Raw genomic sequence first — 21084 nt, forward strand, 5'->3', positions numbered from 1 at the left:
ATCACTCGTTTAGACGGTCAGCCAAACGCCTCATGAGATCCATTCGTTCGTGAAGAATCGCTACGATGAGAGCGGGCGCATGGTCTCGAGGCAGACAGAAGATGTAGTGATGCTGGCATCGCGCCATCCGCAGCGCCGGATAGAGCGCGCTCAGATCCTTGAAGGGAGCTTTGCCCGCGGCAATGTTCTCCATTCCTCGCTCCAAAGCCGTGACGTAGTGACGTACCTGGGCGGCACTCCATTGTGCCCGTGTGTAACCGATTACCGAGCGAAGATCGGATTCTGCCTCTGCGGTCAGGATGTAAGCCGTCAAGCGCGACCTTCGGCAATCTCCTCGTCGAGGATCTCACCTACGGTTTTGGTCGACAGTTTTCCGGCGAGCCCCTCACTGATGCGCGTATTCATCAACGTCTTTAACTCTTCCCAGGCCCGTTCTCCCTCGACGTCGACGGGAAACAGGCGCTCAAGTGCGTACTGCTTGATTGTCTTGCCCTGCAGAGCGGCCAGCGCTTTCAGGCTTTGATGTTGTTTGTCCGTTATGTCGATCGTCAAGCGGCTCATGCGACGTACTCCCGAAGTTATAGACCCACATTAGCACATATGTGGTTCAGTAGCCACCATTGCAGCGTTATCGTAAGACCTGGGCGCAAACGTCCAACATGGGCTTGCCGGAAGCCGCTCTCATGGACTCGGCGGCCACGCAAACCCCGGTAAAGCCGACGGTCGGCCCAGATTACAATCCGGTCGTCACCCTCAACGGTTGGACCTTGCCGTTCCGAATGAACAACGGGGTGAAGGAATTCCACCTCGTTGCCGAGCCGGTGGAGCGGGAGATGGCCGAAGGCATGACCGCATATCTTTGGGGGTACAACGGCCAGTCACCGGGTCCGACCATCGAAGTCGAAGGCGACCGGGTTCGCATTTTCGTGACCAACAAGCTGCCGGAGCACACGACCATTCATTGGCACGGTATGATCCTGCCGTCGGGGATGGATGGTGTTGGCGGGCTGTCGCAGCCTCACATCCCCTCTGGCAAGACCTTCGTTTACGAGTTCGATCTCGTGAAATCCGGCACCTTCATGTACCACCCGCACTCGGACGAGATGGTACAGATGGCGATGGGGATGATGGGCTTCTTCGTCATCCATCCCCGGGACCCGAAGTTCATGCCGGTGGATCGGGATTTCGTCTTCCTGCTCAGCGCCTATGACATCGATCCGGGAACATACGTGCCCCGGATCATGGAAATGACCGACTTCAACCTCTGGACGTTCAACACGCGCGTCTTTCCAGGGATCGATCCGCTCGTCGTTTCCAAGAACGACAGGGTTCGTGTTCGCGTCGGTAACCTGACGATGACGAACCATCCAATCCACATGCACGGCTACGATTTCGAGGTGACCTGCACCGATGGCGGCTGGGTCAGGCCGGAGGCGCTGGCCCGAGGTCAGCATCGACATCCCTGTCGGTGCGATGCGCGCCTACGAGTTCGACGCGAAGTACGTCGGCGACTGGGCGATCCATTGCCACAAGTCGCATCACACCATGAATGCCATGGGTCACGAGATCCCGACATTCATCGGGGTCGACAAGAAGGAGGTTGCAAAAAAGATCAGGCAGATCCGTCCCGAATACATGCCCATGGGGACGGCCGGCATGGCGGATATGGGCGAAATGTCGATGGAAATACCGGAGAACACCGTCCCCATGATGACCGGGTGGGGTCCCCACGGCCCGATCGAAATGGGCGGCATGTTCTCCGTGGTGAAGGTCCGCGAGGGTATCTCACCGGGCGACTACAGCGATCCGGGTTGGTACGAGAACCCTCCCGGCACGCAGGCGTGGGAATGGACCGGGAGCTTGCCCGAGCCTGTCAAAGCGAAAGATGCCAAGACACAACTTCCGTCTGCCCATTCCAATCACGGTTAACTTCCTCCCAGAAACGACAAAGGAAACGATTATGAAACGCATTCTAGTTGGTCTGCTACTCTCAACGTTTGCCACCGCTGCTTTTGCATCCGGTTCGCATGAGGGCGGTCATGGCGAAATGGCCGTTGGCGAACCCGGTGAAAAGGCCAAGGCGTCCCAGACCATCCGTGTCACGATGAAGGAAACGGATGACGGCAAGATGATCTTCACACCAAGCACCTTCAAGGTCCGCCAGGGCCAGACCGTTCGCTTCGCGATCAAGAATGCGGGCGAGGTCGATCATGAATTCGTGCTCGACCAGGAAGACAAGATCATGGAGCACAAAGCCGTGATGGAGAAATTCCCGGAAATGGAACACGAGGATCCGAACGCCATTCGCCTCGCGCCCGGAAAATCCGGCGAGATCGTCTGGAAGTTCACCAACGACGGCGTGTTCAAGATCGCCTGCCTCGTTCCCGGTCACTACGATTCCGGCATGCACGGCGACGTCACGGTCGCGAAGAAATAAGGAGCAACAGAAATGACGATGAAAGCTATCACAAGAATCACACTCGCCGGCGCCGTCGCCTTCGCCTTCGGCACCGCCGCCTTCGCGCAGGAATTCACCAGCGGCACGGTCAAGAAGCTGGACGAGAAGGCGAAGAAGGTCACGCTCATCCATGAAGAGCTGAAGAACCTCGAGATGCCGGCCATGACGATGGTATTCCAGGTCGCTGATGACGCGATGCTGGAAAAGCTCAAGGTCGGCGCAAAGGTCCAGTTCGTTGCGGTCAAGTGAAGCACAGGGCCGCGCTGGATGCAGCGCGGCCCCGTTCCTCATGAGACCGGCAGGAGGCAGAAGGTGCGCCAGAGATCCTGCTTCCAATCCCCCGGCTCGGGCGAATCCGACAGCATAAACTCTGATTGGCCGATCATGACGGCCTTCGGCGCGGCGCATCGTACCTTTGCAAGGTGGGCGCTGTGGTCGATGAATCTGATCTGACCCTCGGGTCCGCGCTCCGTGAGCGCGACTTGCACATCGAAATTATATTCCGGGTCAAGAGAGGTTGCCGCGACGGTCACGGACAGGCTGATGGTCGTTTCATCCGCGAAATAAGACGTATGAAACGGCTGATCCTCTTGGGCATTTGACGCCGACACCAGCAAAGCCAGAACGACAAATGCGCATGTTATGCCAGTTCGCATTGCACACCCCTCCCATAGGCGACTTGGCCGCCTCATCCTATCACACCACAACTCCACTCGCAGCCGCCCGATTTCCTCAAACCCGCCTCGACAGGTCTGGCAGGGTATCTCGCCGCCAATGCTCCTCAATTGATGCCGTTCGCCCGCTGAAGCTCGCGCACATAGGCCACGATCGTAGCGACGTCGGCCCTCGTCAGACCCGGCTGAGGAGGCATGTTTCCGAATTTCCAGTGATGCGCGCGCACGCCGTTGGCGACGGCCATTTCAAAGGCGTAGTCTCCGTGGTGAGAAGGTTCGTATATCCGATGGATGAGCGGCGGGCCGGCATCGGTTCCGGCCGCGTTCTTGCCGTGGCACGCTGCACAGACGGCGTTGAAAGCTCGTTCTCCCATCTTTGCGGTGTCGGACAATGACGAAGGCACGACAACCGACAATGCCGTCCCCTGGCCCGATACTCCTCTTCTGGCTTCGTCTTCCGATCCGGTTCGATTCCAAAGCGCAAAGCCCGCAACCGCTGCCGCGGCGACGAGCAGAGCGAAGACGTTTCTCTTGTTCATTTGTGAATCCTTATGTCTTTAGGCCGCCGAACACCCTCTCTGCCGCCATCAACTACCGAACCCGTCGGCATGAATGTGGTGGTGGGGCGGCGCGCGATGGCGATGTGGGGCCACGAAATTGTTTTCGTGGCCTCCGGCGTGTCAGCCGTTCGAGATGCGGCGTTGGTAGTCTGCCTCTCGCTGCGGCCAGGTACTCTTGATGTAGTCGAGGACAGCCTCGATCTCGGCGGAGGTCAGAGCCTCCCGAAAGCCGGGCATGTCACTCTCGTAGCCACCGCCAACCACCGCGGCGGTCCCATCGGTGATGATTGCGAGGAGCTGCCTGTCCGAATGATGCCAGGTGTGACCGGTCTCGTCATGCGGCGGCGCCGGAAGGCGGCCGCTCGTGCCCGGGCTGCGCCAGTCGGGCTGGCCTTCGAGTTTCGTGCCGTGACAGCTCGCACAGTTCGCTAGATAGACTGCCCGGCCAAGGGCGATGCGATCGCTCGCCTCCTGACCGGATCGTCCCTTTCCGACCAAGATCGCACCGGCCGCCGCCAGGAGAGTTGCGGCGACCGCGATCCAGAGCGGTTTCATGCAGCGATCCTGAACTCGGTCATCATCCCGGTGGCCAGATGCGGCATATGATGGCAATGCAACATCCAGCTCGCGGCCTCGCCGGCATCAAGGGCAACAGTGACCATCGACATCGGCGGTATGTACACGGTATCGCGGCGCGCACCTTCGAAGCGTCGCCTGTTGATGCCAACAACCTGGAATGCATGCCCATGCAGATGCATCGGGTGCCCCATCATCGACATATTGTGGAACATCAGTTCCACCCGATCGCCGCTCGTTGCGGCAACCGGCCGATGCTTGCCCCATGTTGCTCCGTCGATGGTCCAGACATAGGGCTGCATCGAGCCGCCGAGCATGATCATGTGGCTTCGATCCACCGGACGGGCGGCAAGCGTGTCGACAGCGACCAGCCGTGACTCCTGAGACAAGTCCGTGTCGAAGGCCGGGGCGTCATTCGCTGAAAGGGAATCGATCCTGTCGATCGTGGCGCCCGCGGGGGCGAGAATAATGCCGGTCCTTTCACGTTCGCCCTCCCTGAGCGCCAGAATCGGCCATGCGCGGGTCTCATTTGGAAGGTCGATCTCCAGGTCGAGACGCTGCCCCATGGCCAGCCCGAACCGCGAACCCGCGACCGGCTGGACCTCATGCCCGTCGACGGCGACGAGCCGGGCTTGTGCTTCGCCCGTGTCGATCCAGAAAACGGTGGCTGCGGCTGCGTTGATGACACGGAGGCGAACCCGGCCGCCGCGTTCGACCTGAACGACATCGGGATCGGACAGGGTTCGGTCATTGGCGAGATAGGCATCCCAGTCGTAGTCGTTGAGATCCATCGCCATGTTACCCATATCCATGGCCATCGAGCCCATTCCCCCGGCCTCGCCCTGGTTCATTCCAGGCATGCCGCCATGGTTCATGCCTTGCATCGCGCGTGACATGCCGGCAGCGCCATGTCCATCAGCGCTTGCGCTGGTGATCTCTTCCAGCACTTCTTCCGGTGTCTTGAACGCGAAGTCGTGCAGGAACAGGACGACTTCCTGCCGATCGGCGGATAGGTCTTCTGCCCTCCGGACGATCAGCGGCGCGGCGAGCAATCGCATTTCCTGGATCGGCACATGGCTGTGCATCCAGTGCGTTCCGGGCTGGGGCGCGAAATCGAAGCTGCGCGTTTCACTGGGCTGAAGAAGCGGCTGCGGCATATCCGGGACGCCGTCCTGAGCGTTCGGGGGAATCTGGCCGTGCCAATGAATGATCGTGGACTCGGCGAGATCGTTGGTCAGATCCACCCGAAATCGCTCGCCCGGATCGAGGAGCAGCCCCTGCCCGTTGGGACCAGCAAGTCCGAAAACGGTGGCCGGTCGATTGTCTATATCGAGCGTGCGGCTGGTGGCGGCCAGGCGGATCGCAGCCGCGTCCTGGCCGTAGGCCCTGATGGGGAAATGGGATGCAGCAAGCATGGCTGCGCTGGCGGCGAGGAAGCCGCGTCGTGAAAAGGTCGTCATATTCGTCACCTCGGGACGATCTGTCCCGCCTGAAAGGTCCAAATGGATCGCAGCGGGATCAGCCCCGCCGCAGGCTCAGAGGAGGCGCGATATAGGAGGGCGATCATTCCGGCCGGGAGCTGCCGCAACGAAGACGGCATCCGGCGGGAAGGGATATTTTTGCCGCGAGCTGATTTGCTTTGCCGAAGTACGCACAACCGGAAGCCAGGCCGATATTCCGGCGCAGGCGAAGGCGCACAATCCGGCATCTGCTTTGCAGGATTTCCCTTCGCTGCAAGCGGCCATCGAAGAAGAGGCTTGCTCCATGTGCTGCGTCAGCGCGGCGCGTTCCAACATCCCGGACATGCGGGTCTCGTGTGCTTGAACGGCAAAAGAAGCAGCGGCAAGCGAGATGGTTGTAACAATGATAAGCAACGCGCGAAGCATGGGCAAAGAATAGAGCCTCGCCGACCCTTTGTCCATTGATGAAGCCTGCATGCCGGCCGTCCTGATCATAGGTTTGAGGCTTAGGTCGTGCGGGGCGGCGAAGCGCCGCCCCGACGTTGCATCACTGCGCCTGATAGGTGACGCCGTTCGGTCCCTTGCCGACAGCATATGTCTTGACCACGGACTGGCTGCCGACGTCGATCTGGGAAACGGTCCCGGCCACGATGTTGGTGACGAAGACAAAGGCTCCGTCGGCAACGACCGTCACGCCGTGAGCGCCCTTGTCCGTCTGGATGGTCTTCACGACATTCCCGCCTACGACATCGATAACCGAGACCGTCTCACTCGGCTCCGTTTCGGTTCCCTGGTTCGCGACGTAAACCAGCCGGCCATCAGGCGTGGCGTAAACCTGGATGGGCGAACGGCCGACATTGATGCGTGCGATCACCTCGCGCGACTGCGTGTCGATAACGGCGACCTTGTTTTCATCGCGCAGCGAGACATAGACCCGCTTTCCGTCAGGTGTGAAGCCGACCTGGACGGGCGCAACGCCTACCTTGATCCTGGCAACTTCCGAAAGCGCCGTTGTGTCGATAACCGAAACAGTACCGTCCTGGACATTCGCGACATAGATGGCGCTTCCATCCGGGCTCATCCGCAGGCCGTGGGGGTAGTCGCCGGTGCCGACCGTGGCGACGACCTCGCCCTTGGCAAGATCAACGACCGACAAGCTGTCGTCTTCGGAATTCGAGACGTAGGCGCGATTGCCTTGCGCGTCTGCGATCACATGCGCAGGATGCCCACCCACGGGGATCGACGCCTTCACGCCGGAGGAAATATCGGCCGCGTCGAGGACGATCAATTGGCCTGCGACAGCGGCATCACCATGTCCGTCGCCGCCATGGCCAGCCCCATTGGACGCATGAGCGTCTTCAGCTTTGCCGGCGACCGGCAGGCCCACCGCCAGCACCAAATCTTTTCCCGATACGAACTGCACGTTGTGGGGCGTGATCGGGACCGGAACGATGTCGATCTTTTCCGTGGTAAGGTCGATGCGGCTAACGGTGTTGCCAAATTCATCGGCCGTATAGACGAAGCCGGTTGCAGCAGGCTCCGCTCGGACGGTGGCGGCGAACGGAATAGCAAGCACCAGGGCCGATGCCGTCGCGAAGGCCAGCATGGCCGCACGTCTGCGAATCGCGGTTGCTGTCAGGACTGCCGCGGTGATGGAAATCGAACGGGTCGAGTGGGTCTTTAACATGGTATTCAGCTCCTCGGCTCGCAGCCTTGCGGGCTGCTCGAGCACATCTTGAGGTGAGTTTGAAAAGTGGCCCGGCGTGCGGATACCGAAGACTTCCTCGCGTGCCGCTGCCTACCGATTTCGGCAAGGTCCGTGCATGGCCCTTTCTGGCTCGCCGGCAGCCGACGATTGGAGGCTATGTCACGTCGGCGTCACGCAGAACGGCTCGTCTCCTCGGCCGTATCGTTGGGCGGCCTGGGACGCGCACGGTCGGAAGACTAAGGCATTGTGCCAGTCCTCGGGTCGGCTGGAGCACACGGACAGAACAGGCCGAAGGTGCTCAGATGACCAAGATGGATCGCGGAGGTCGCTTCTGACGACGCAACTCCGCGGATGAGGGCACGGGCGATGCAGCCGGCGAGACTGTCTCGCCGTTCAACGTGCGCCAGCTCCAGGCCGTGTTCAGCGGAGCGCAGAGGAAGCACCCGAGGCCCGACAGGCAGTGACCGCTGTCGCACGGGTGCTCGAAGCCGCGTTGGGTATCGTTGTCGCAGGGCATGCGCACGAGGAGGTCGGCACAATCCGCAGCTTGAGTCATGAGCGCCGGGATGCCCTCCCTTGAAGCAGCACGCGCTTGATGCCCGCCATCTGTGAGAAACGCCGTAAGCCCGAACGCGATGGCGAGGAAAAGGATAAACCCGCGCCGCAAGGCGGTCGCCCACCCGTGCGACCCTCTGAACGCCTTGACCATTGTCACGCCGGCGGCCACCTCGGCTCATCCTTCGGTTTACTTGAACATCGAAACTGGGGCAAACCTAGCGCAGATCCAGCGTGACGAATTTGCGCTGCATCAAACAAGGGGGTCTTAAATGCTAGCGATGCTGCTCGCTGAGGCGGTCGGGCGCGCCAATCCCGATGATTGCGTGGAAGGCTGCGGGAATATCTATTGAGCAGACGGTAAGTATATTGCCGGGTCTGCTTCATCGAGAAGATGGTCGATTATGTCCAACGGAGTGTGAGGGCTAGGTGTCTTATGGCGAAATGCGGCGCCTTATCGTCTACGGCGGATAGGATTGCTGGTAGGGGTTCGACTTCAAACCTTCATGAAACACACCCACACATTGTAAAGCGCCTGAAGCGTGCTCGAGGTCACCGTGGCAGCGTAATCGAAATGATCGAAGAAGCAAAACGATGCCTCGATCATTTCGATCATTGCCTTGAGGAAACAGTCGGGTCCCTTCCGCGCCAAAAAAGCGGTTCGGTTGATGTGTTCAAGGAAGCGAAATATCTCTGATCTTCGCGATCCTCAAGAACCGGACCTATCGCCATCTCTTTCTTGCCCAAGGGATCGAGCTGGCCGGGGCCCACGCCGGCGCGGTGCCGGGCGGACGCGCTCGCCATCAAGATGATCGCCTATGTGGCCGTCGCGCCCATCGCATCGGCTTTCGCCGAGCGCGTGCCGCAGCGAGCCATGTTGGTGGCGCTCGATCTCGTGCGCGCTTCCGTGTCTGTGTTGCTGCCCCTCGTTACCGAAATCTGGCAGGTCTATGTGCGAATCCTCGTCCTGCAGTCGGCCTCGGCCGCCTTCACGCCGACCTTCCAGGCGACGATCTCCAACATATTGCTGGAAGAAAAGGAGTATACGCGCGCGCTGTCGCTATCCCGGCGGCCTACGATCTGGAAAGCATCGTCAGCCCGATGCTGGCGGCAGCACTTCTCGCCTTCATCTCCTTCCACAATCTGTTTGCCGGCACGGTGATCGGCCTCCTTATCATCCCTTGATGGAGGGCCTCACGGCGAACCTGACAATGTTGTCGGGTTGTCGGACCCCGCTCGCTCTGCAGTCACTCCGCTCTTCGTCTCGGCTGCCTAGCGAGCAGCGATCATAAAGTAATCTGTTGGCATGTGGCCACCAAGCTGCGTCGTACGGGTCAGAGAGTAACGGGTCGGCTTGTGGCACGATAATGCACGGCTCTTGGATCGCAGCTCCTGCATGAGGCCGCGAGACCGTGCGATAGAACAGAGCCCCACCTGATCGGCATTGTCGGATCGCATCGCTGGCGTGCTTATCCTGTTCGTAGTGGGGCCATGACACTTGATTAGAGTTAAAGACTTATCAGCCGCGCCTGTCCAACATCAGGCGAATTTTGGGAGCTGCCCCGTGCAGGAGGAAAATGCGGAGGATGACCGAAGCTGGAGGCAAGAGAATGGATACGCAACGTTCCGGTAAGTCTGACGATGCCGCGAAACCTCTTGATGCTGCCGTCCAGCGGGCGCTTGTCGAGGCGAGAGAGGAAATGCTGGTCTTCCTCCAGCGCCGCCTTAGGAATCGCGACGATGCGGAGGAGGTGTTGCAGCGCTTCTCCCTTCGGGCGCTGGAGCGCGCATCTCAACTCAGAGATATCCGCACCGTTCGGGGCTGGCTGGGCCGCATCCTCGCCACCACCCTTGTTGACCATCAGCGGAACTTGAGCAGGCGACGGCGTCGGGAAACCGCTGTCGACGACGCCGAGATCGAGAGTGAACCTGTTGACGCCGAGCTCGATGCAGCGGTCTGCAATTGTCTGTATCGTCTGCTTCCAACTTTGAAACCCGAGTATTCGGACATCGTCTGGCGGGCTGATATCCTGGGCGAGCCTCGCGACAGATTGGCAGCAAGCCTTGGCACCTCGCTCAACAATGTCGCGGTGCGACTCCACCGCGGGCGGCAAGCGCTACGCAAGCGTTTGGAAGAGATGTGCCGCACCTGTCCGATCCATGGTTTTCTCGACTGTCATTGCGAGAAAGCCGAGAAGATCCGCAAAGCTCACGAAGATGTATCTCGCTGAGGATACTCGACTGGCTCGATTTCAGAATCGCGCCGTTGCTGGATACGCATTTGCACGGCTGCCGAACCTGGCCTGATAGGCGAGCGGCGGAAACTCGATCAGAGCCTCGGTTCGCACTTCGGTTGGAATTTCATCCGGGAGTCCATCGATGAAAGCCACCGCGACGGACAAGACAGCCTGCGGCCGGCGAGCGCCCCTGCAATGAGTATATGCTGCGCCAAATCCCTTTGACGAAGCGCTACCCCCAGGGTCGTCGTTCAAGCCAGGCCATCGCGATTTCCGGATCGACGCCGGATACTTCGATGAGGCGATCCGGATCGATTATTCGCAGACGCCGGTAGTGGAACTGGACGATTCCTTCCTTGCGCAGCGCGCTGAGAACACGGTTCACGTGAACGAAGGTCAAGCCGGTGGCGTCGCCGATTTGCTCCTGGGTAAGCGGCAGCACCATTTCCTCGCTGCGATGTCCTGGCCATTGTGCACGGTAACGTGTGAACAATTCAAGGAGCAGATGAGCGACCCGTTCGCGCGCTGAACGCCGACCTATGCTGGTGAGATGATCGAAAGCCAGATTGCAGTCGTGTGCAAGTGAGCGCGCCAGGCGCATGGTAATGTCGGGGTCTGCACGCGAATGCGACGTCAGGACAGAGGTCGGAATGACCGATACCACGACGTCGGTCAGGGCTTGAGCACCGACGGTTGCGGGCGCGCTCCTCGATGAACGGACACCCAGAACCGCGCCCGGCAGGGCGAATTGGACAATCTGCCGTCTGCCGTCCTCCAGCAATGTGTAGATGGCTACCCATCCGTCGAGAAGGTTGAAGATGGCCTTTCCGTCGAATCCTATGCTGAACAGATCCCGGCCGGCTTCGACGCGTCGGTCGCCATTGCGGTAGTTGGGAATCAGTCTGTGTGCGTCGACTGGCAAGGCAACGGTGTGCGCCTCACTGTCATTGTCCTGTTTGTGACGTCCTCGTCGTTTGGTCACCTCGTCGGCCTGCATGGCCGTCTTGTGGAGGGACACGGTAATGGGGAAATTTGGTAAGGGTGGTACATTCCGTGCGTTCTCAGCGGTTTCCCAATGGTCGCAACGGAGCGACCGGGATGTCTCTCCTGATAAAGACGCTTGATGCCAGCTCACATTACACCTCCCGGGCTCCTGGCCCGTTGCGGCGGCCGCGCTTGCGCAGCCAATCAATAGATCATTGATGGACCGAGCCTTCGGCGCGATAAGCGCGAAGCGATCGGCAAGGCACATTATGGTCGTGTTGCCGTTCACGCCGGTCTGACGGGCGTGGCTGACGATCGACCTGAATGGCCTTAGATGAGCTGATATCGGGGGATAGGCGGATCGCGGCCGAGGATGATCGAGCGCAAGCAATCCTGGCGCGAAACCCAAGTGCGCGAAGACGTGGGTAGGAAGCGCGAGAAACCCAGGGACTGTGCTGATAGGGATACAACACAGGGTGCGCATATGGCGCTGCAACAACCTGAACCCGAGACGCAATCGTCGTCGTCCGCCATGGCGACCTTTAGCAATGAGGTAGCCTGATGTCTCTCCGAAACGCTCGGTGTCGATTGACCGACGTGCGCCATCGATGGTCCGGCTTGTGCGAGGACAGCGATCACACTAACAATCAGCAGTGCCAGATACCGAAGCATAAAATCGAATTCTCGGCGGTTCACAGGTCGCGCACCCTCGCTCCGCATGCACCTGGACTGGTTCTCTGCACACGAGACGAGAAAGCTACCTTTGCATCTCACTACATTGTTTGCCAGACCGGTTTGATCCAGATCAACACGCCAACTGGAATCCGTCGCTATAGCGTGCCTCGTTATCCCTACCGCGAATACGTGACGGGCTGGCCGCCCATGCTACCCGCCATGCTTGATCGAGATTAAAGAGCGAGCGGCAAAATGATGCTCCTCTCATCGTCACAGAATCCTCCCGCGGGATGGAAATGTCATCGATAGCCTCTGTACCGGCAGATCGAAAACGCATCATCGGCGTGCTCATCGTGCGCACGCGCAGAAGAACCATGCTCAGCCCCTTCTTCGCGAAATCCGAGGGACTGCTGCTGATCGACCCCGCCACTGGCGCGCGTGATTTTCGGCGGAACCCGCAACGCACCACCGCGGCCACCTACGACCTCATCGTCGGAAGCGGAGCTACTCATCTCGTATGCGGCTTTATCGCGGACTCAGAGCGGAATCGCCTTCGAATGCAGGGTATTGATGTTCGGATCGGATCATGCGCTCGCTCGATCGGTACGTTGGTCCGCGGGTTCGAAGACTTGCCTCCAGCTTAATTTGAGTTTCAGCCTGGCATATTGGGGGTGAATTCTGCGGGAGGGCGGCAAGCCAATGGCTAGAACGAAGAGCAACCGACTGGCTTTCGGAAACGAGGCATCGCCTGGTTCGCCGGGAAGCAATCTGAAACTTAACTCACATCAAAGATTCCAGACATCTGTCGCAGCATCATCCGGGGTAAGAAGAGCACCTTCCTGCGGACTGGCCTTAACATTCGACCGGCATCGCGGAGCCATCGGCGTGTTCAAACTGTCGGATGAAGCACCATGGAAACAAACCGAGACCAATTGCATAAAGACGAGAACCCGGGGCGGCGTTTCAGCGCGGCCAACATCGCCCTTTACGGCTTCCTCGCAATCGCGGGATTTTATCTCCTCACGGAACACCGCGCGCACTTGCTCGGCTGGCTGCCCTGGCTGCTGATCCTTGCCTGCCCCCTCCTGCATGTCTTCATGCACGGCAAGCATGGCGGACATAGTGGGCATGGCGGCGGCGGCGACCGCTCGTCCGCGCGACAGCAGTCGCCGCATCAGCACTGAAATTCCATCTAGGAGCGCGCCATGCAAGACGACATTCCCGCGTACGGCCTGTGGTCCCTCGTCATCCTCAACTCGATCGTCTTCATCTTCTTCGCGTTCAGCTTCTTCAAGCCATCAACGCCGCGAGACTGGCGATCCTTCGGCGCCTTCAGTGCTTTCATCGTGGCGCTGTTCACGGAGATGTACGGTTTTCCCCTGACGATCTACCTGCTCTCCGGCTGGTTGCAGTCCCGCTATCCCGGCGTCGACTGGTTCTCCCATGACGCAGGTCACCTGCTCGAGGAGCTGTTCGGCTGGCGCGCCAATCCCCATTTCGGTCCGTTCCACCTGCTGAGTTTCGTCTTCATCGGCGGCGGCTTTGTCCTCATCTCGGCCGGGTGGAAGATGCTCTACGAAGCGCAACGCAAGCGCGCGCTCGCCACCTCGGGGGTGTATTCCTGGGTTCGGCATCCACAATATGTCGGCTTCGTTCTGGTCATGTTCGGCTTCCTGCTGCAGTGGCCAACCCTGCTCACGCTCGCGATGTTCCCCATTCTGGTCTTCATGTATTGGCGCCTTTCCAAACACGAAGAACGCGAGTCGCTCGCCGAATTCGGCGACGCCTATGCGCGCTATATGCGGGAAGTGCCGGCATTCATTCCCCGCCTGTCGGCGCGACGCGCCAAAGCGAGCGGGTGATCAAGATGGCGGGCGACTGTTCGTCTTTCATCGATCATGGCTTTTCCCGCTCACCCTTTTCAACCCACGTTAAAGTCTGCGGCGGGATCGCACGCTTTCTAGTCGGGATATACCAACGTTGACTAGAAAGCCCCGTCATGGATGCCCTTGTTTTCAAAACCCTTCGTCGCTTTGTCAAAACCGGGACTCTCACGATAACAACCGCCAACGGGGTCACCAGGAGCTTCGGTGACAGGGCCGGTCCGGCGGTGGCAGTGCGGTTCAGAACTGCCGCGGCGCAGCGTCGGGTTCTGCTCGATCCCGAGTTGCGGCTTGGCGAAGCCTTCGTCGACGGCGACCTTATCATCGAACAGGGCGCCATCACGGAGTTGCTCGAGCAGCTTCTGTCCCAGGAGCAGAACGACGCGGCGCCGATCACGACAAAGATACTCTCCCGCTTGCGTTTTGCTCTCCGGCGGCGGGTGCAGAAAAACGGCCGTCAGAAATCCAGGCGAAACGTTGCTCATCACTACGATCTCAGCAGCAAGCTCTACAAACTCTTCCTCGATGAGGACATGCAGTACAGCTGCGCCTATTTCGAAAGAGCAGACATGTCTTTGGATGAGGCGCAGCAGGCCAAGAAGCGCCACATTGCCGCGAAGCTCCTGCCTGGTCGTCATGCGCGCGTGCTCGACATCGGCTGCGGCTGGGGCGGTCTGGCGCTCTACCTGGCTGAGGCTTTCGACGCCCATGTCACCGGGATCACGCTTTCGAGCGAACAACTCGAATTTGCCAGGGGGCGGGCAGCGGCGGCTTCAGATCCGGCGCGTCTGGAATTCCGATCGCAGGACTACAGGGACGTGAACGAACGTTTCGACCGAATCGTGTCAGTGGGTATGTTCGAACATGTCGGCGTCAATCACTACGATGAGTTCTTCCGAAAATGCCGCGATCTGCTCGATGATGAAGGCATTTTCGTGCTGCACTCGATCGGCCGCTCCGATCCGCCGGGTTTCACCAACCCGTGGATCGCCAGATACATTTTCCCGGGCGGATACATACCGGCTCTTTCCGAGGTCCTGCCGGCGATCGAGCGGGCGGGACTCGTGGTCACCGATGTCGAGATCCTGCGCCTTCACTATGCCGAAACGCTCAGACATTGGCGCGAGCGATTTCTCGCCCGCCGCACTGAGGCGGTCGATCTCTTCGATGAGCGCTTTGCGCGCTTGTGGGAGTATTATCTCGGCGTCTCGGAACTCGCTTTCCGCTATCAGGGGATGATGGTGTTCCAGATCCAGATCGCCAGGCGACAGGACGCCGTCCCGCTGACGCGGGGTTATATCGAGCGGGAAGAGCGTCGCTTGCAGGCGGTCAGTACCACACAGCCGGAATGTGAGTCGGCACAGGAACACTCATGCGTGGCGGTCGGCTGAAAAGCCATTGCCTCGCCGTAAACGGCTGCTTGTGCCCCCTTGATCCAGTTCATCTTTTGTCGCGCGCTTCGCTGATCATAACGCGAGCCAGTCACACACAATGCGAGGAATACGCCGATTGAGCAAAAAGGCCGCTGTCATGGAGAAGATTGCGATCGCGCCGAAATGCCAAAGCAGGACCATCGCGCCGGTGTCCAGGCCATGAAACAGATTGAGCATGGTTGCAGGCAGGGAAAAGGCTGACAGAGCGGCGACCGTGATGGTCGGCCCCCTCCACAGGATCAGGCCGATCCCGCCGAGGCCAAGCATCGCGAAGAAGATCGGAATTCCGACGATCCCGATAACGAGCGGGCATTGTGGACTCGTCTCGAAGGCGAAAGCACGCCAACCCTCCCGGGAGACGTCGAGGGCGATGCTGGTAAATTCCGACACGAGCCAGAGCCCCAGGACGATCAGGGGCAGGAGGAGCCAGGACCGGGATAGCGGTGAGATGCGCACGATCAAAAGCGCCAGCGGCACGAAGCGGCCGCGCTAAGAGGAGCGCCGGCACCACGATCGCAAGGATGACGACCACCCAGAGCCGGCGGGTCCGGATTCGGCTTTCAACGTGTCGCGGCCTGATATCCGCCGCAAGCCTGTCGATCAGATCTTCCGTTCGTAGTCGCCGCCGCGTCATCGTCAGTTTCCACTGAAAGCCGCGCCCATCGCCGGCTGATACTCCAGGGCGGGTGGTTCAGATGAAGGGCCGCCGCACGAGGGTTCGATGTGTCATTCGCAGGAGAACGGCAAATTGTTACCTTTGCCACACTTTCCGATCCGAATTCGAACAGATTGAAATGGGCGTTGCTGCAGCAAAGGCCTGACGCCTGTTTGTCGCTTTATTGGACGTGATCACTGGAGAATGTCACCGAGATCGGCCGCGAACGTCCCGGAACAGTGATCTCGACGGCGATGGCGTAGCGATCGTTTCCCGAGAGAGTGACAAAACCACCGTAGGTGATCGTGTTCTCGATTTTCATCGGCTCGAGCTGGATGGTTTGCTGGCCAACGTGACCCAGGCCGCTGATGGTTGCGGACACGCTCGCGTTCTGCACGCGTGCGCCTGTCTGGTCGTCGAAAACGGCGACGACGAGGTGTTGCTGATGCGGCGCGGTTCCAGGCCCGCCGTGCATTGTGCTTTCCGGGTGACCGCTCGGATGACCCCGGACGACAGGAGCCGGGACGATGCCAAGGTAAACGGCAAGGCCGCCGGCTTTCTGATAGCCATCGTTTGCCATTGCGGTGCCGATCGCGAGCATCATTGCGATCAGCACACCAGAGCTACGCAGCCATGCCCTTACCGCCATGTGATCTACTCCGACAGCGAACTTCCGTGAGGCTCCGCGACCCTTGCGGGGTTTGATGCCCGTGGTCAGTTCCGCATCTATTCGCCGCGCTGCCGCAGCCACTGACGCATATCATCGATTTCGGTCTGCTGCGCCGTGATAGTCTGCTGCGCCCAGGCTCTGGTCTGCTGGTCGGACCCAAGCTCGAGAACGGCCCGGGCCATATCGATGGCGGCCTGATGATGCGGGATCATCCCTTTGACGAATGCGACATCCGGATCCGTCGACTGCATCGCTTCCATCATCGGTGCGTGCATGCCCATCATGGCGCGCATGTAGGCCTGCGAGGCTTGCGGCAGCGATGCCAGGCAGGCCGACATGTGGTCGCCCATCATGACGTCCATCATCTCCATCATCGGCGCGCATTGTTGCGGCACGCTCAGGGTTGCTGAGGGAGGCTGTTCGCCCCCCGATCGGTTGTCATGGTGCGCATCATTCTGGGCGAATGCCACTGCCGGTGCGAACACCAGCACAAGTGCCAGCATCGTTCTCGTCTTGCACTGCATGTCGAGCCTCCTTGCTGCTGCGATCGGCCGCGCATCTGCATTCCATGCATATGTGTCGACCGGATCCGTTGTGCCGCTGCCGTGTAGATCCACGATTGCGTCCAATCGATATGTGGCTCAGCATAGGCCGATGTGCGGCAGGCGAACTTAACTTCGATCAAGGAATGGTGGGCGCTTCGACCAGAAGATCACCGATATGGTCTTCGAGCGACCGCGTTTGCCTTCTCTGCGCACGACGTGGGTGGCCATCCGCGGATTCCCGACACGCTCAGGTTCAAACACGATCGCCTCCCCAGCTTAGCCAGGGTGACGGTGACAACACGCAAGAAGGGGGGGTGTACCATGAGCATCGCATCGTCGGCGACCGAAGCAAGGAAATGGCGGTTTCCAACCGCCTACACCATTCTGTTCGGACTTATCGTGCTCGTCGCAGCGCTGACCTGGATCATTCCAGCCGGCCAGTACCAACGAGTGCAAAACCCCGCACTGGACCGCGAAGTTCCAGTTGCCGGTACATATAGCGTGAGCGAGGCGAACCCGCAGGACGTGTTCGACGTCATCATGGCCCCGATCGGCGGGCTCTACGACCCCGTGACCAATGCGGCTAATGCCATCGACGTTGCGCTCTTCGTGCTCATCATCGGCGGGTTCATCGGTGTCGTCGCCTCCACCGGAGCAATCAACTCCGGGATCAGCAGTGCCATGAGGTCACTCAAGGGCCGCGAGAAGTGGATGATCCCGGTGCTGATGGCGCTGTTCGCCTTCGGCGGCACCACGTACGGCATGGCTGAGGAGACGCTTGCCTTCTATGTGCTCCTGATCCCGATCATGATCGCGGCGCGGTACGATGCCGTGACCGCGGTGGCGATCATCCTGCTCGGTGCGGGCGTCGGCGTGTTGGGCTCCACGGTCAACGCCTTTGCCACAGTCATTGCGTCCGACGCTGCGGGTATTCCCTTCACCCAGGGAATCGTGCTGCGCTTCGTCATTTTGGGGCTCTCCTGGCTCGCCTGCGTCATCTATGTCATGCGTTATGCCGAGCGCGTCCGGATCGACCCCAGCCGCTCGCTCGTCTATGATCGCAAGGCGGACAACGAGGCGCATTTTCTTGCCGCACATGGCGGCGAGGCACTTGAATTTACCGGCCTGCACAAGGTCGTGCTTGTGATGTTCGCACTCACCTTCCTGGTCATGATCTGGGGCGTGCTGCGGGCCGGATGGTGGATGGGCCAGATGAGCGGCCTTTTCCTGGCCTCGGCAATCCTCATTGGCCTGATCGCGCGTCCTGGCGAGGAGAAATTCGTTGACGCCTTCGTCAACGGGGCGCGCGACCTTCTGGGTGTGGCGCTGATCATCGGCCTCGCGCGCGGCATCGTCGTGATCATGGATGCCGGAAAGATAACCGATACGATCCTGCACTGGGCTGAACTCAAGGTTGCGGGACTGGGAGAGGTCGCGTTCATCAACGTGATCTACTGGATCAATGTCCTACTCTCCTTCTTCGTGCCGTCTTCCTCCGGGCTGGCCGTTCTGTCGATGCCGATCATGGCACCCGTCGCGGACTTCGCAGGGGTCGGTCGCAACCTCGTCGTCACCGCCTATCAATCGGCCAACGGCCTGGTGAACCTGATCAACCCGACATTTGCCGTGGTGATGGGCGCGCTCGCCATCGGCCGCGTCCCCTATGAGCGCTGGCTCCGATTCATGGCGCCGCTGCTCCTCATACTCACCGTCATCATCATGGCCAGCCTCAGCGCAGCCGTGCTGCTCGCTGCCTGAAGGAGAACCAGGATGACCATTACCTACGGCGTTCATTCCGAGGTCGGCAAGCTCAGACGCGTTCTGGTCGACCGGCCGGGCGCAGCCCTTACCCGCCTGACCCCTGGCAATTGTCACGAACTGCTCTTCGACGACGTTATCTGGGTCAAGCAAGCCCGTGTCGAGCACATGACGTTCGTCGATGCGATCCGCCATCGCGGCAGCGAAGTCGTCTTCCTGCGCGAGGCGTTGGCGCAGACGATGCAGGACATGGAGGCGCGCCGCTGGTTGTTGGAGCGGCGGGTCAACGTGAACACTGTGGGTGTCGGGCTTGCCGACGATCTCAGCGCCCACCTGATGGAAATCAATTCCGACGATCTGTCGCTCATCCTCATGGGCGGCATGAGCAGGGCGGAACTGCCGGTCGCGCCAACCGGCGTGCTGGCGTCGGTCCTGCGGCCGCAGGATTTCTTGCTTCCCCCGCTCCCGAACCATTTGTTTACGCGCGACACGACGTGCTGGATCTATGGCGGTGTCACGCTCAACCCCATGCGCTGGAATGCCCGCAAGCTCGAGACGGTGAACATTGCCGCCGTCTATCGTTTTCATCCGGACTTTCGCGATGCCGGCTTTCCTGTCTGGTGGGGCGACCCGGATGAGGACTACGGACTGGCTACCGCAGAGGGCGGAGACGTCATGCCGCTTGGAAACGGCCTCGTGCTGATAGGTATGGGAGAGCGCACCACGCCGCAGGCCGTGGGGCAGATCGCGCGCGCCCTGTTCGCCAAAGGGGCCGCCGAGCGCGTCATCGCGTGCAAACTGCCCGTCGAGCGCGCCTCCATGCATCTCGATACCGTGTTTACCTTTTGCGATCGCGACCTGGTGACGTTGTTTTCGGACGTTGTGGACGGCATCACCGCTTACTCGCTGCGGCCGGGTGCGAAGGCCGGGGAAATCGACGTGCGGCAGGAGACGGGCCATCTTACGGAGGTTGTGGCGCGGGCGCTCAGCCTCAAGAAGCTGCGGGTGGTGCAGACTGGCGGTGATGCCTATGTGGCCGAGCGCGAGCAATGGGACGACGGAAACAATGTCGTCGCCCTCGAGCCTGGCGTGGTCGTTGCCTATGACCGCAACACCTATACCAACACGCAACTGCGCAAGGCTGGCGTGGAGGTCATCACGGTGCCCGGCGCCGAGCTCGGCCGCGGCCGAGGCGGCGGCCATTGCATGACTTGTCCGCTGATCCGCGATCCGATCTAGGGAGGAAAGAATGCCCGTCAATCTTGTCGGCCGCAGCGTGCTCAAGCTATTCGATTTTTCACCGGACGAAATCCGTTTTCTGCTGCGGCTCTCCGCATCGCTCAAACAGGCCAAGTATGGCGGTTACGAACAGCAACGGCTCAAAGGAAAGAACATCGCGCTGATCTTCGAGAAGGATTCAACGCGTACCAGGACCGGCTTCGAGGTCGCCGCCTACGATCAGGGTGCGCATGTCACCTATCTCGGCCCGTCAGGAACGCAGATCGGCAAGAAGGAGTCGATGAAGGATACCGCCCGGGTGCTTGGACGCATGTATGATGGTATCGAGTATCGCGGCTTTGGCCAGGTACAGGCCGAGACACTCGCCGCTCATGCCGGCGTGCCTGTCTATAATGGCCTGACGGACGAGTTCCATCCGACGCAGATTCTCGCCGATTTTCTGACCATGCGCGAGTACACGCGCAAGCACCTGTCGCAACTCTCCTTCTGCTTCCTCGGCGATGCCGGCAACAATATGGGCAATTCGCTCCTCACCGGAGCGACGTTGATCGGCATGGACGTGCGGCTTGGTGCGCCGAAGACGTGTTGGCCGGACGAGGCGTTGGTCGATCAATGCCGGGCCGTGGCGGAGAAGACCGGAGCACGGATTACGCTCACGGAGGATCCTCAGGAAGCGTCGAAAGGGTGCGACTTCGTCTATACCGACGTCTGGGTCTCGATGGGCGAACCGGATTCGGTCTGGGACGAGCGCATCAGGCTTTTGACACCCTACCGCGTCACCGCCGATCTGATGCGCGCCACGGGCAATCCCCACGCCAAGTTCATGCACTGTCTTCCGGCCTTTCACAACCGCGAGACCGAGATCGGTGAGAAGATTTATGAGCAATACGGCATCGACTGCATGGAAGTGACGGAAGAAGTCTTCGAGTCGCATGCTTCCATCGTCTTTGACCAGGCGGAAAACCGCATGCATACAATCAAGGCGATTCTCGTCGCCACATTGGGGGTGTGATC

The 21084-nt window shown here is 60.2% G+C and carries 22 protein-coding genes and 2 pseudogenes; 12 read left to right on the plus strand and 12 right to left on the minus strand.

Annotation, left to right across the window (positions count from 1 at the left end):
* Position 1: 1 nt before the first annotated feature.
* Together ACQKP1_RS22610 and ACQKP1_RS22615 are read right to left on the minus strand one after the other, a co-directional pair.
* A complete protein-coding gene (locus ACQKP1_RS22610; RefSeq protein ID WP_427277126.1) occupies positions 2–313 on the minus strand; it encodes a type II toxin-antitoxin system RelE/ParE family toxin in 312 nt (103 codons plus the stop codon).
* Positions 310–561, minus strand: coding sequence for an antitoxin (locus ACQKP1_RS22615; protein WP_112828946.1), 252 nt, complete (start codon positions 559–561; stop codon positions 310–312). The genes ACQKP1_RS22610 and ACQKP1_RS22615 overlap by 4 nt, the downstream gene beginning before the upstream one ends.
* Positions 562–620: 59 nt before the next feature.
* Here ACQKP1_RS22615 and ACQKP1_RS22620 point away from each other — a divergent pair.
* From ACQKP1_RS22620 to ACQKP1_RS22630, 3 genes and pseudogenes are all read left to right on the plus strand, one after another.
* Positions 621–1929 (plus strand): annotated as a pseudogene (locus tag ACQKP1_RS22620) (multicopper oxidase family protein).
* Between the two features lie 31 nt (positions 1930–1960).
* Positions 1961–2437 (plus strand): cupredoxin domain-containing protein, encoded by a 477-nt coding sequence (locus ACQKP1_RS22625; protein ID WP_077546209.1) that lies wholly within the window; start codon positions 1961–1963, stop codon positions 2435–2437.
* 18 nt (positions 2438–2455) lie between these two features.
* Positions 2456–2707 (plus strand): copper-binding protein, encoded by a 252-nt coding sequence (locus ACQKP1_RS22630; protein ID WP_072492835.1) that lies wholly within the window; start codon positions 2456–2458, stop codon positions 2705–2707.
* Positions 2708–2745: 38 nt separating this feature from the next.
* Here the strand turns inward: ACQKP1_RS22630 and ACQKP1_RS22635 are convergent, their stop codons facing one another.
* From ACQKP1_RS22635 to ACQKP1_RS22660, 6 genes are all read right to left on the minus strand, one after another.
* Positions 2746–3114 (minus strand): hypothetical protein, encoded by a 369-nt coding sequence (locus ACQKP1_RS22635; protein ID WP_052821447.1) that lies wholly within the window; start codon positions 3112–3114, stop codon positions 2746–2748.
* Positions 3115–3239: 125 nt separating this feature from the next.
* Complete coding sequence (locus tag ACQKP1_RS22640; RefSeq protein ID WP_037094849.1) at positions 3240–3671, minus strand: c-type cytochrome; 432 nt, start codon at positions 3669–3671, stop codon at positions 3240–3242.
* A 141-nt stretch (positions 3672–3812) separates the two neighbouring features.
* Positions 3813–4247: a c-type cytochrome gene (locus ACQKP1_RS22645; protein WP_077546207.1), complete on the minus strand. Its 435-nt coding sequence runs from the start codon at positions 4245–4247 to the stop codon at positions 3813–3815.
* Positions 4244–5728 (minus strand): multicopper oxidase family protein, encoded by a 1485-nt coding sequence (locus tag ACQKP1_RS22650; protein WP_037094843.1) that lies wholly within the window; start codon positions 5726–5728, stop codon positions 4244–4246. The genes ACQKP1_RS22645 and ACQKP1_RS22650 overlap by 4 nt, the downstream gene beginning before the upstream one ends.
* Positions 5729–5803: 75 nt before the next feature.
* On the minus strand, positions 5804–6205 hold the full coding sequence (locus tag ACQKP1_RS22655; RefSeq protein ID WP_115672697.1) for a hypothetical protein: 402 nt from the start codon (positions 6203–6205) through the stop codon (positions 5804–5806).
* A gap of 70 nt (positions 6206–6275) precedes the next feature.
* Complete coding sequence (locus ACQKP1_RS22660; protein WP_427277127.1) at positions 6276–7415, minus strand: cytochrome D1 domain-containing protein; 1140 nt, start codon at positions 7413–7415, stop codon at positions 6276–6278.
* Positions 7416–8427: 1012 nt separating this feature from the next.
* Here ACQKP1_RS22660 and ACQKP1_RS22665 point away from each other — a divergent pair.
* From ACQKP1_RS22665 to ACQKP1_RS22675, 3 genes and pseudogenes are all read left to right on the plus strand, one after another.
* Positions 8428–8688 (plus strand): metal-sensing transcriptional repressor, encoded by a 261-nt coding sequence (locus ACQKP1_RS22665; protein ID WP_097137468.1) that lies wholly within the window; start codon positions 8428–8430, stop codon positions 8686–8688.
* Positions 8688–9164, plus strand: a pseudogene (locus tag ACQKP1_RS22670) (MFS transporter); the annotation flags it as partial. The gene ACQKP1_RS22665 and the pseudogene ACQKP1_RS22670, both read left to right, overlap by 1 nt.
* 437 nt (positions 9165–9601) lie before the next feature.
* A complete protein-coding gene (locus ACQKP1_RS22675) occupies positions 9602–10222 on the plus strand; it encodes an RNA polymerase sigma factor (RefSeq protein ID WP_172977939.1) in 621 nt (206 codons plus the stop codon).
* Between the two features lie 238 nt (positions 10223–10460).
* Here the strand turns inward: ACQKP1_RS22675 and ACQKP1_RS22680 are convergent, their stop codons facing one another.
* Positions 10461–11225: a Crp/Fnr family transcriptional regulator gene (locus ACQKP1_RS22680; protein WP_097136877.1), complete on the minus strand. Its 765-nt coding sequence runs from the start codon at positions 11223–11225 to the stop codon at positions 10461–10463.
* A 1573-nt stretch (positions 11226–12798) separates the two neighbouring features.
* Between ACQKP1_RS22680 and ACQKP1_RS22685 the strand changes: the two genes are divergently transcribed.
* From ACQKP1_RS22685 to ACQKP1_RS22695, 3 genes are all read left to right on the plus strand, one after another.
* On the plus strand, positions 12799–13071 hold the full coding sequence (locus tag ACQKP1_RS22685) for a DUF2933 domain-containing protein (RefSeq protein WP_077546201.1): 273 nt from the start codon (positions 12799–12801) through the stop codon (positions 13069–13071).
* Between the two features lie 21 nt (positions 13072–13092).
* Positions 13093–13749 carry a methyltransferase family protein gene (locus tag ACQKP1_RS22690; RefSeq protein ID WP_097136873.1) on the plus strand — a complete coding sequence of 219 codons (657 nt, stop codon included), beginning with the start codon at positions 13093–13095 and terminating at the stop codon, positions 13747–13749.
* Between the two features lie 137 nt (positions 13750–13886).
* Positions 13887–15161, plus strand: a complete 1275-nt coding sequence (locus tag ACQKP1_RS22695; protein ID WP_427277128.1) for a class I SAM-dependent methyltransferase — start codon at positions 13887–13889, stop codon at positions 15159–15161.
* 75 nt (positions 15162–15236) lie between these two features.
* Here ACQKP1_RS22695 and ACQKP1_RS22700 read toward each other — a convergent pair whose 3' ends face one another.
* The 3 genes from ACQKP1_RS22700 to copM form a co-directional block, all read right to left on the minus strand.
* Positions 15237–15680, minus strand: coding sequence for an NrsF family protein (locus tag ACQKP1_RS22700; RefSeq protein ID WP_427277129.1), 444 nt, complete (start codon positions 15678–15680; stop codon positions 15237–15239).
* Positions 15681–16039: 359 nt separating this feature from the next.
* Entirely contained in the window at positions 16040–16462 is a 423-nt protein-coding gene (locus ACQKP1_RS22705; RefSeq protein ID WP_097137466.1) for a hypothetical protein, read from the minus strand.
* 122 nt (positions 16463–16584) lie between these two features.
* Complete coding sequence (gene copM / locus ACQKP1_RS22710) at positions 16585–17031, minus strand: CopM family metallochaperone (RefSeq protein ID WP_245423430.1); 447 nt, start codon at positions 17029–17031, stop codon at positions 16585–16587.
* 363 nt (positions 17032–17394) lie between these two features.
* On the opposite strand from copM, the gene ACQKP1_RS22715 reads away from it, so the two are divergent.
* Genes ACQKP1_RS22715 through argF form a run of 3 tightly spaced genes read left to right on the plus strand, consistent with a single transcriptional unit; the run spans position 17395 to position 21082 of the window.
* Positions 17395–18831: a YfcC family protein gene (locus ACQKP1_RS22715; RefSeq protein ID WP_077546196.1), complete on the plus strand. Its 1437-nt coding sequence runs from the start codon at positions 17395–17397 to the stop codon at positions 18829–18831.
* Positions 18832–18843: 12 nt separating this feature from the next.
* Complete coding sequence (locus tag ACQKP1_RS22720) at positions 18844–20070, plus strand: arginine deiminase (protein WP_077546195.1); 1227 nt, start codon at positions 18844–18846, stop codon at positions 20068–20070.
* 10 nt (positions 20071–20080) lie between these two features.
* Entirely contained in the window at positions 20081–21082 is a 1002-nt protein-coding gene (gene argF / locus ACQKP1_RS22725) for an ornithine carbamoyltransferase (protein WP_077546194.1), read from the plus strand.
* The last annotated feature ends 2 nt before the right edge of the window (positions 21083–21084 follow it).

The organism is Allorhizobium sp. NPDC080224, from assembly GCF_050281005.1.
Classification (GTDB): Bacteria; Pseudomonadota; Alphaproteobacteria; order Rhizobiales; family Rhizobiaceae; genus Allorhizobium.

Coding starts and splice junctions, on each gene's coding strand:
- ACQKP1_RS22615 (WP_112828946.1), bottom strand. CDS start 561: ATGAGCCGCTTGACGATCGACATAACGGACAAACAACATCAAAGCCTG.
- ACQKP1_RS22625 (WP_077546209.1), top strand. CDS start 1,961: ATGAAACGCATTCTAGTTGGTCTGCTACTCTCAACGTTTGCCACCGCT.
- ACQKP1_RS22630 (WP_072492835.1), top strand. CDS start 2,456: ATGAAAGCTATCACAAGAATCACACTCGCCGGCGCCGTCGCCTTCGCC.
- ACQKP1_RS22635 (WP_052821447.1), bottom strand. CDS start 3,114: ATGCGAACTGGCATAACATGCGCATTTGTCGTTCTGGCTTTGCTGGTG.
- ACQKP1_RS22640 (WP_037094849.1), bottom strand. CDS start 3,671: ATGAACAAGAGAAACGTCTTCGCTCTGCTCGTCGCCGCGGCAGCGGTT.
- ACQKP1_RS22645 (WP_077546207.1), bottom strand. CDS start 4,247: ATGAAACCGCTCTGGATCGCGGTCGCCGCAACTCTCCTGGCGGCGGCC.
- ACQKP1_RS22650 (WP_037094843.1), bottom strand. CDS start 5,728: ATGACGACCTTTTCACGACGCGGCTTCCTCGCCGCCAGCGCAGCCATG.
- ACQKP1_RS22655 (WP_115672697.1), bottom strand. CDS start 6,205: ATGCAGGCTTCATCAATGGACAAAGGGTCGGCGAGGCTCTATTCTTTG.
- ACQKP1_RS22660 (WP_427277127.1), bottom strand. CDS start 7,415: ATGTTAAAGACCCACTCGACCCGTTCGATTTCCATCACCGCGGCAGTC.
- ACQKP1_RS22665 (WP_097137468.1), top strand. CDS start 8,428: ATGGCGAAATGCGGCGCCTTATCGTCTACGGCGGATAGGATTGCTGGT.
- ACQKP1_RS22675 (WP_172977939.1), top strand. CDS start 9,602: ATGGATACGCAACGTTCCGGTAAGTCTGACGATGCCGCGAAACCTCTT.
- ACQKP1_RS22680 (WP_097136877.1), bottom strand. CDS start 11,225: ATGCAGGCCGACGAGGTGACCAAACGACGAGGACGTCACAAACAGGAC.
- ACQKP1_RS22685 (WP_077546201.1), top strand. CDS start 12,799: ATGGAAACAAACCGAGACCAATTGCATAAAGACGAGAACCCGGGGCGG.
- ACQKP1_RS22690 (WP_097136873.1), top strand. CDS start 13,093: ATGCAAGACGACATTCCCGCGTACGGCCTGTGGTCCCTCGTCATCCTC.
- ACQKP1_RS22695 (WP_427277128.1), top strand. CDS start 13,887: ATGGATGCCCTTGTTTTCAAAACCCTTCGTCGCTTTGTCAAAACCGGG.
- ACQKP1_RS22705 (WP_097137466.1), bottom strand. CDS start 16,462: ATGATGCTCGCGATCGGCACCGCAATGGCAAACGATGGCTATCAGAAA.
- copM (WP_245423430.1), bottom strand. CDS start 17,031: ATGCTGGCACTTGTGCTGGTGTTCGCACCGGCAGTGGCATTCGCCCAG.
- ACQKP1_RS22715 (WP_077546196.1), top strand. CDS start 17,395: ATGAGCATCGCATCGTCGGCGACCGAAGCAAGGAAATGGCGGTTTCCA.
- ACQKP1_RS22720 (WP_077546195.1), top strand. CDS start 18,844: ATGACCATTACCTACGGCGTTCATTCCGAGGTCGGCAAGCTCAGACGC.
- argF (WP_077546194.1), top strand. CDS start 20,081: ATGCCCGTCAATCTTGTCGGCCGCAGCGTGCTCAAGCTATTCGATTTT.